Consider the following 8,289-nt stretch of genomic DNA (forward strand, 5'->3'; position numbering starts at 1 on the left):
GTTCCTCCGCGGGCGCGACGCTCTCGAGCCAGCGGAATTCCTCCTCGGCCCAGCTCCGCCGGCCGAGCCGGTCGAGCTCGGCCTGCAGGCGGTCGTGGAGCGCGGGAAGGTACCGGACGTCATCGAGAGCGTAGTCGAGGGCGCGCGGGGGCAGCGGCCGCCGCGCCCAGTCGGTGCGCTGCGCCGCCTTGGACAGCCGCACGCCGGCGATCTCTTCGACGAGCGCCGCGAGGCCGGTCCGGCGCCGCCCGACGAGCCGCGCGGCGATCTCGGTGTCGAACAGGCGCGCCGGGGCGATCGCCGCATCGCGCTTGAGCAGCCGCACGTCGTAGTCCCCGCCGTGCACGACCACCGGACCCGGCGGGTCGCCCAGCACCGCGGCGAGGCCGGCGAGATCCCCCTGCTCCGGCCGGAATGCGAGGGGGTCGATCAGCGCCTCACCGCCTTCCCCGGGCGCCTCCCATGCCAGCTGGATCAGGCAAAGGCGCGGGCGATAGGCGTGGAAGCCGTTGGCCTCCGTGTCGAGCGCGATCCTCGTCGCCCCCCGCAGGCGCTCCGTCACCCGGTGCAGCGCTTGCCGGTCGCTCACGAGCGTCGCCGCCACCGTTGCACCTCTCCGCCCTCGGGTCGGCCGTTTGCCGGCCGCCGGACGGAAAGCTTAGCTTAGCCCCATGGCGAAAAAGTACCTCGACGTCTCCAAGGCGTACCGCAACGAGGAGTTCCTCACCGGGCAGGATGCGCGGACCCTCCGGATCCTCGCCGAGTACCTCGAGCCGGAGAGCCGCTTCCACCGGTTCCGCGTCCAGGACACGATCGTCTTCTTCGGATCGGCGCGGGCCCGCGACGAGCGGGAAAGCGGCGGAAGCCGTCTCGACCGGTACTACGGCGAGGCACGGGAGCTGGCCCGCCGGATGACGCTCTGGTCGAAGAGCCTGTCGAACTCGAAACACCGCTTCATCGTCTGCTCCGGTGGCGGTCCCGGCATCATGGAGGCGTCCAACCGCGGGGCCTCGGAGGCGCGCGGGCTTTCGGTCGGACTGGGGATCAGCCTCCCGCGGGAACAGGGGATCAACCCGTACGTCTCGCGCGAGCTCGCCTTCGAGTTCCACTACTTCTTCATGCGCAAGTTCTGGCTGTTCTATCTGTCCAAGGCGATGGTCATCTTCCCCGGCGGCTTCGGCACGATGGACGAGCTGTTCGAGCTCCTCACCCTGATCCAGACCGGCAAGTCGACGCGCCCGCGCCCGATCGTCCTGTTCGGGCGGGAGTTCTGGGAGGAGGTGATCCGCTGGGACCGGCTGGTCGAATGGGGCGTGATCGACGGCGGCGATCTGTCGCTGTTTCGCATCTGCGACACGGTCGACGACGCTTACGACTACCTGACGGCCGAGCTGACCCGCATCCACCGGCTCGCGGACGAGGCCGAAGCGGACTGACTTGCCCCCCGCCCTCCGTTCTGGAAGAATCCGCCCGCCCGCGGGCCGGTCGGCCCCCGCCCGGCCCCGGGTCAGGGAGGAGCCGAGCGATGATGCGTCCCAGGTGGATCGGAGCCGCGCTGGCCGCGGCCTTGTGGCTGGCTGCCACCGGCGGCGTCCAGGCCCAGGAGAGGCGGTTCGAGATCGTCGCCGGGGCCCGGTACCCGCTCCTGTCGCAGCGGACGGAGATCGTGCAGGACGTGGCCGCGGGTCTGCGACTGCTCGTCCACGCCGGCGACCGCTTCGCCGTGGGACCGGTCTACGAGCGGCTCGAATCCCAGGACGATCTGAAGCGCACGGTCACGCTGCCCGACTCCACCGTGAGAGCGGTGAGCGGAGACGCCGTTCTCGAGCTCTACGGAATCGAGGGTCTGGCGGTTCTCTCCGGCGAACAGCGGTTCCAGATCTACATGGTCGCCGGAATCGGCCGTGGGTCGCTCTCCTTCGACAGCTCGATCCCTGCCGGTGCGGTGGTGAACCAGGAACTCCCTCCGGGCCGCGTGGACAGCACCGACATCAGTCTCTGGTACGAGCTGGGCGCCGGCTTCCTTTTCCGCACTGGAGAACGATGGAGCTTCCGGCTCCAGCTCACCACGCGCACCATGGAGCCGGAGAAGCCCTCCGCCCTTCTCTGGAAAGCCGAGACCGCACTCGTGCCGAGCGCGTCGGTCGGCCTGCGCTTCTGACCCGCCGCGTCAGCCGTCCGGCTCGAGGCCGAGCCGGCGGAGGCGCCGCCGGAAAGTCTCCTCGTCGATGCCCAGGCGCTCGGCCGCCTTGGCCACCGATCCGTCCGCTTCCTCGAGCTGCCTGGCCGTCCAGCGCCGCTCGACCTCCAGCAGCGCCCGGTCCTCGGCCTCCCGGCCGGCCCGCCCGCGGACGACGACGGCCGGCAGGTCGGCGACGCCGATCTGCGGACCGGGGGCGAGGAGCACCAGCCGTTCGATGACCCGCTTGAGTTCCCTGACGTTTCCCGGCCAGTCGTACTCCAGAAGCTTCGCGAGCGCCTCCTCCGACAGCGAGAGCGGCTCCCGCGCGTACTCGTTGCACAGCTCGTGCAGGAACCGCTCGGCCAGGGCGGGAAGGTCGTCGATGCGCCGGCGCAGCGGCGGGATCTCGATCGTGTGCCGGAAGAGGGCGAGCAGCTCCCCGGAGAGTCCTCCGCGCTCGACGAGCCCTTCCGGCGGCTCGAGCAGGGAGAGGATCACCAGCGGTTCGGACCGGACGCTTCGCCGGCTCCCCGGCACCGGGAACAGTCCGGTCCTCAGGCCTGCCGCCAGGGACGATTGAACCGCCGGCGGCAGGGTGTCCCCGTTCTCGAGGTAGAGCGTCCCCTCGTCGGCGTGGGCGATGCGTCCCACCGCCCGGCTTCCCGACCCCGGCTCGCCGAACAGGGCCCGGATCAGTCTCTCCCGCGGAAGGGCCGACACCTGCACGTCGAGGAACGGCCCGTCGGCCTTCGGCCCGTGCAGCGCGAGCCACCGGGCGGCCAGGCGCCGGCCCGTGCCCTTCTCCCCGTACAGCAGCACCGGCGCCCCATCGACGGCGCCGGACAGCTCCGCCCGCAGGCGCTCGACGGCGGCGCTGGAGCCGATGAACTCCGCCTCCCGCCGCAGCTGGGCGCGCAGCGCGCGATTCCGGCGCTCGAGCCGGGCTTGGCGCAGTGCGTTCGACGTCACCAGGAGCACCCGTTCGAGGGCCACCGGCTTCTCGATGAAATCGTACGCCCCCAGCTTCGTCGCCTTGACCGCCGTCTCGATCGTCCCGTGGCCCGAGATCATGATCACCGGCGCGTCCACGCCGCGCTCGCGCAGAAGCTGCAGCGCCTCGATCCCGTCCATGCCGGGGAGCCAGACGTCGAGGAAGACCGCGTCCGGCTGCTGCTCGGCCGCCATCGCCACGCCCTCCTCCCCGCTGGCAGCCGTTAGGGTCCGGTAGCCTTCATCGGCCAGGATCTGCGCCAGGGCATCCCGGACCGACGGCTCGTCGTCGACGACGAGAACGAGACCCTTATCCCTTTCGCGCATCGCGTTCCTCGCCCCGTGCCTCGGCGGCGTCCTCCCGCTGCATTCCGCCGGCGGGGATCTCGACGATCATCCGCGTCCCTCCCCCGTCGTTGTCCTCGGCTCGAACCCAGCCGCCGTGCTCGGTGATGATACGGTGAACGATCGCCAGGCCGAGGCCGGTCCCGCCGGGACGCCGCGTGAAGCTCGGGAGGAACAAGCGGTTCCGGTCCCCGGGGGGCAACCCCTCGCCGTCGTCGATCACCTCGAGCAGGATCGTCCGGCGCGCTCGATGCCAACGCGTCCTCACCGTCACGTGTCCGTCCGGCCCTGCGGCCGCCACCGCGTTCTCGATGAGGTTGATGAGCACCCGCCGCATCGCCTCCGGATCGAACCGGTGCGGGGGGAGCGCAGCTTCCGTGTCGGCGGTGACCTCCGGTCCCTCCGGCTGTCCGGCGTAGGCGGAGACCACCTCCCGGACGAGTTCCCGGAGGTCCCCCTCGGCCAGCTCCACCTCGGGCAGCCGGGCGAAGCGAGAGAACTCGTCCACCAGGCGCCGGAGGCTCTCCACCTCCCGGACGATCGTGCGCGCGCCGTCCTCGATCGCCTTCCGCGCCGCCGCGGGATCCTGCCGGTACCGCCGGGCCATCCGTTCGGCGGAGAGACGGATCGGTGTCAGCGGGTTCTTGATCTCGTGAGCCACCCGGCGGGCGACCTCGCCCCAAGCTGCCAGTCGTTCGGCTCGGCGCAGCCGCGTCATGTCCTCGAGCACCACGAGTGTCCCGCTCCTTCCCGGGGCGATCTCGAACCGTTCGGCGGAGACCTCGAGCGAGACGCCGGTGCCGCCGGCGGCGATCGCCACTTCGGCGGCGACGCGGCCCGAGCTTCCCTGCACGGCGGACGCGACCACGTCCCAAACCGCCTCGCGACCGCCCGCGAGGGCCCGGCGCAGCGGCGTTCCTTGCGGGAGCGCGTCCAGCCGCAGGGTCTCCAGGGCCGAGCGGTTGGCCGTCAACACGCACCCCTCGCCGTCGAGGCTCACGACCCCCACCGGAATCGCTTCCAGGAGCGTCTCGATGTACCGCCGCCGCTGCTCGAGGGCGGCCTGCTGCCGTTCGATCCGCTCGGCCATCCGGTTGAAGCTCCGGGCGAGCCGGGCGATGTCCGCGTCGCCCCACTCCCGGACCCTGTGTCCCAGCTCCCCGCGACCGAGGGCCTCGGTACCCCGCATGAGGCCCAGGAGGGGCCCGGTGACCTGCCGGGCGAGGAACAGGCCGGTCCAGACGGTTCCGAAGAGGACGACGGCGGTCAGCAGGGCGAAAAGGACCACGTACAGCCGCTGGACGGCGGGGCGGCGGCGCCGGAAGTCCGAGACCTCGAGCGCGCCCTGGCGCAGCGCCTCCACCTTCGCGGCGGTCCTCTCCGGGAGCAGCTCCACCGCCCACACGACCGCCCGCCCCCCCTCGAGCGGCTCGATCGCCACCGCTCGCCACCCGTAGGCGAGGCGTTCGCCGGTCACGCGCCCCTGGCCGGAGGTCAGGACCGCTTCCGTGAGCCCGGCCGGCGCGCGGCCGAGTTCCTCGGGGCGCGGCGCGGGCCCTCCGCGCGAGGGCGCGGCGGCGACCTGCACGGGCGCGCCGCCCTGGACCCGGAACCCGACCGCCGCCAGGCCGTAGCGCTGCCGGAGCGACCCGAGCCGTTTCGCCACCCAGCCCTGGGGCCAGCGGTCGGGCGCCCCTCGTCCCGCCGCCTCGAGTTCGCGCGCGATCAAGCGGGCGAACCGCTGCGCGTCGCGCTCCGCCGCCGCTTCCACCTCGTCGGCCACCGCGCGGCCGAGGCCGGCGATCCGCTCGAGATCGGGCGGCGCGAGCTCCTTCAGCGTTCGGGAGACGATGGTCACCGCACCGGAGAACAACGTCACGGTGGGGATCAGGATCAGAAAGAGAAAGGTGAAGACCACCCGGGCCTGGAGTCTCGCGCCCAGAAGGCCGCGCCGGCGTCCGGCCAGAAGGCGGGCGAGGTGCCGGAACATGAACCAGACGAGGCCGAGGGCCACCACGAAGAGCAGCACCGCCAGCGTCATGACGAGCGTCTTGTCGGTGGCCAGCCTGGTGTCGCCCAGTTTTCCCCGCTGGATGACGAAGTAGAGCCCGCTGGCGACCGCCAGGAGCAGCCCGATCGCCACGACGGCGAGGCGGTCCGGTCTCAGGCGCGGCCGCACGGTTCGCTGCTGTGCCGGAACGCCGTCCGCTCGCCGGCGCGGTTCGTGATGCGGCGCACCGGGATCCCCTTCAGGCGCGCGCCCGGCCGGGAGCGGTCGGGCGCGCCGGCGGGTGCGGCGGGCCGCCGATCGGTTCCATGTGCCACGCGCGCGGATGGGCGAGGATCGCGTCGACGAGGCGGCCGTGCGTGGCGTGCCCGCTGCGCCAGGCCACCACCCGCGCGCGCAGGCGGCATCCGAGGAGCGCCATGTCCCCCACCAGGTCCAGCAGCTTGTGCCGGACAAACTCGTCGGCGAAGCGGAGCCCGCCCATCGGACCGTTCTCCCCGACGACCACCGCGTTGTCGAGCGAACCCCCGCGGGCCAGCCCGGCAGCTCGGAGCTTCCGCACCTCGCTCTCAAGAGCGAAGGTCCGGGCGGCGGCGAGCTTGTGGACGAAGTCGGCCGGATCGTCCAGCTCGACCGTCAGTTCCTGGTAACCCAGGTAGCGGTGCTCGAAGTCGATCGCCGCCGTGATCCGCAGTCGCTCGCAGGGATGGACCTCGAGGGCCCTGTCCTCGTCCCGGATCGAAACCGGGCGGTCCACGACCAGCACCGAGCGGGCCGCCTCCTGCTCTGCCACGCCCACGTCGAGTAGGGCCGACACGAACGGCATCGCCGAGCCGTCGAGGATCGGCACCTCCGGCCCGTCGAGGTGCAGCCGCGCGTTGTCGATCCCCAGCGCGTAGAGGGCGGCGAGGAGGTGCTCGGGAGTGTCGACGGTGATCCCGTCCCGCTCGAGCCGGGTCGCGTTCCGCATCGGGGCCCTGTACTGCTGGAGCGCCGGAATGACGGTCCCGCGGTCCTCCCGGACGAACGCGATCCCCTCGCCGGGTCCCGCAGGACGGATGGTGAGCTCGACGGCCCGGCCGCTGTGCAGCCCGCGCCCCTTCAGGCGGACCACACCCTCGAGGGTGCGCTGGTTGGGCATGGCGCGATTGTAGCGCGGATCGCGAGTCCGGCCCGCGGTTGACCCGGAGCGGCCGCGGGACCGACAATCCCCCCGACCGCGACCGAGGAGCGCCCGGGCTTCGCCGGCCCCGGGCGGAGGATAGGCATGGGCACCTGGAAGCTCCCTCCCGAAACCGTCGAGGAGATGACGCAGCGGCTGGCGCGCGAGGCGCGGGCCGCGCTCGAGGCCGTCGAGATCCCCGTTCCGGAGCCCGAGGGCGGCACGGCGGACGCTCTTCCCGATGCCGTGGAAACGATCGCCGCCGCGCAGGGCCAGGCGGCGATCCTTCGGGCCCTTCTCGAAGGCGCCACGGTCGCCGGCGCGCGGGCGGCCTTGTTCGTGGTGCGCGACAGCGGCTACGTGGGCTGGGAGGGCCGCGGTTTCGAGGGCGATCCGGGCCTTGCCGGCTCGATCCGGGGCAAGGAGATCGCGGCGGGCGAGGCGGCCATGGAGCGCGTCGTCCAAACGGGCGCACCGGTGGCGGCCGGGGGGCCGGGAGAGCCGCCCGTCCCCTCTTTCGGCCAGTCCGGGACGGAGCGGGCGCTCCTCCTGCCGGTCAACGTCCGCGGCAAGATCGCCGGGATCGTCTACGCCGATCCCTCGGGAGACGGCCCGTTCGACGCGGCCGCCCTGAGGGTGCTCGTGACCGCCGCCTCGCTGGCCGTCGAGCGCCTCGCTCCGGTGGCTCCGCGAGCCGGCCGCCCCGCACCCAAGCCGTCGCCCGCCCCGCAGCCGGCCTCCCCCGGCGCGGCGACGTCCTCCGGTGAAACGCCCACCGGACCGGCCTCCGCCGAGGTCGAACGGCGCGAACCCGCGCCGGCGGCTCAGGAGCCCCCGCCGAGCGACGATCCGGCGGTGGAGGACGCGCGCCGGTTCGCGCGGCTCCTCGTCGAGGAGATCTGCCTGTACAACGGCGAGGGTGTCGAGATCGGCCGCACCCGGAAGGACCTCGCCACGCGGTTCGCCGACGAGATCGACCGGGCCCGGGCGATGTACGAGCAGCGCATCTCGGCCGAGGTGCGGGCGAAGGGCGACTTCTTCCACGAGGCGCTGGTGCGCGTTCTGGCCGGGGGTGATCCCTCCGCACTCGGTTCGCTCGCGAAGCAGCCCTCCTGAGGGAGCGGGGACGGAGCTCCCGGCGGACGCGCGGCGGAGCTTCCTCGGACGGGGAGCGCGCGGTGGCGGACCGCCGGGCCAGCCTCAGGGGCGATCTCGCCTTGCTCTGCTGCGCCGCGCTGTGGGGAGCGACCTTTCCCGCGACGCGCGCCTTGCTCCAGCACGCCTCGCCGCTCACGGCGAACGCCCTCCGGTTCACCGCCGCCGCCCTCTTGCTCGCGCCGGCCGGCCTCCGCGGGCGCTCATCCCCCGCGCGGCTCCCCGGCATCGCTCTCGGGCTGGTGCTGGGCGCGGGCTACGCGCTCCAGACCGCCGGTCTCGCGCGCATCGGCTCCGCCCGCTCCGCCTTCCTCACCGCCCTGTACGTGCTGATGACCCCCCTCGTCGAGTGGGCCCTGCGCCGGGGCCGGCCCCCGCTCCGGACGCTCGCGGGCGGGGCGCTGGCGGTCGCCGGTGTGGCGGTGATGTCCGGCCCCGCCGCGTGGA

At 73.0% G+C, this 8,289-nt stretch carries 8 protein-coding genes; 4 read left to right on the forward strand and 4 right to left on the reverse strand.

Annotated elements, in window-relative coordinates:
* Positions 1 to 604, reverse strand: a 604-nt coding sequence (locus tag D6718_09535) for a ribonuclease D (protein ID RMG44664.1), incomplete at its 3' end; no start/stop codon positions are given.
* A gap of 67 nt (positions 605 to 671) precedes the next feature.
* Between D6718_09535 and D6718_09540 the strand changes: the two genes are divergently transcribed.
* Both D6718_09540 and D6718_09545 read left to right on the forward strand, forming a co-directional pair.
* Positions 672 to 1,436, forward strand: coding sequence for an LOG family protein (locus D6718_09540; protein ID RMG44665.1), 765 nt, complete (start codon positions 672 to 674; stop codon positions 1,434 to 1,436).
* A gap of 89 nt (positions 1,437 to 1,525) precedes the next feature.
* Entirely contained in the window at positions 1,526 to 2,161 is a 636-nt protein-coding gene (locus D6718_09545) for a hypothetical protein (protein RMG44666.1), read from the forward strand.
* 9 nt (positions 2,162 to 2,170) lie between these two features.
* Here the strand turns inward: D6718_09545 and D6718_09550 are convergent, their stop codons facing one another.
* The 3 genes from D6718_09550 to lpxC all read right to left on the reverse strand — a co-directional run bounded on the left by D6718_09550 (position 2,171) and on the right by lpxC (position 6,666).
* Positions 2,171 to 3,499: a sigma-54-dependent Fis family transcriptional regulator gene (locus D6718_09550; GenBank protein RMG44667.1), complete on the reverse strand. Its 1,329-nt coding sequence runs from the start codon at positions 3,497 to 3,499 to the stop codon at positions 2,171 to 2,173.
* Complete coding sequence (locus D6718_09555) at positions 3,483 to 5,696, reverse strand: HAMP domain-containing protein (protein RMG44668.1); 2,214 nt, start codon at positions 5,694 to 5,696, stop codon at positions 3,483 to 3,485. Before D6718_09555 ends, D6718_09550 begins: the two co-directional genes overlap by 17 nt.
* 70 nt (positions 5,697 to 5,766) lie before the next feature.
* Positions 5,767 to 6,666: a UDP-3-O-[3-hydroxymyristoyl] N-acetylglucosamine deacetylase gene (gene lpxC, locus D6718_09560; protein RMG44669.1), complete on the reverse strand. Its 900-nt coding sequence runs from the start codon at positions 6,664 to 6,666 to the stop codon at positions 5,767 to 5,769.
* A 126-nt stretch (positions 6,667 to 6,792) separates the two neighbouring features.
* Here lpxC and D6718_09565 point away from each other — a divergent pair, with 126 nt between their 5' ends.
* Together D6718_09565 and D6718_09570 are read left to right on the forward strand one after the other, a co-directional pair.
* Positions 6,793 to 7,803 carry a hypothetical protein gene (locus D6718_09565; GenBank protein ID RMG44670.1) on the forward strand — a complete coding sequence of 337 codons (1,011 nt, stop codon included), beginning with the start codon at positions 6,793 to 6,795 and terminating at the stop codon, positions 7,801 to 7,803.
* Between the two features lie 62 nt (positions 7,804 to 7,865).
* Positions 7,866 to 8,289, forward strand: a 424-nt coding sequence (locus D6718_09570) for an EamA family transporter (protein RMG44671.1), incomplete at its 3' end; no start/stop codon positions are given.

It is taken from the genome of Acidobacteriota bacterium, assembly GCA_003696075.1.
Taxonomy (GTDB): Bacteria; Acidobacteriota; Polarisedimenticolia; order J045; family J045; genus J045.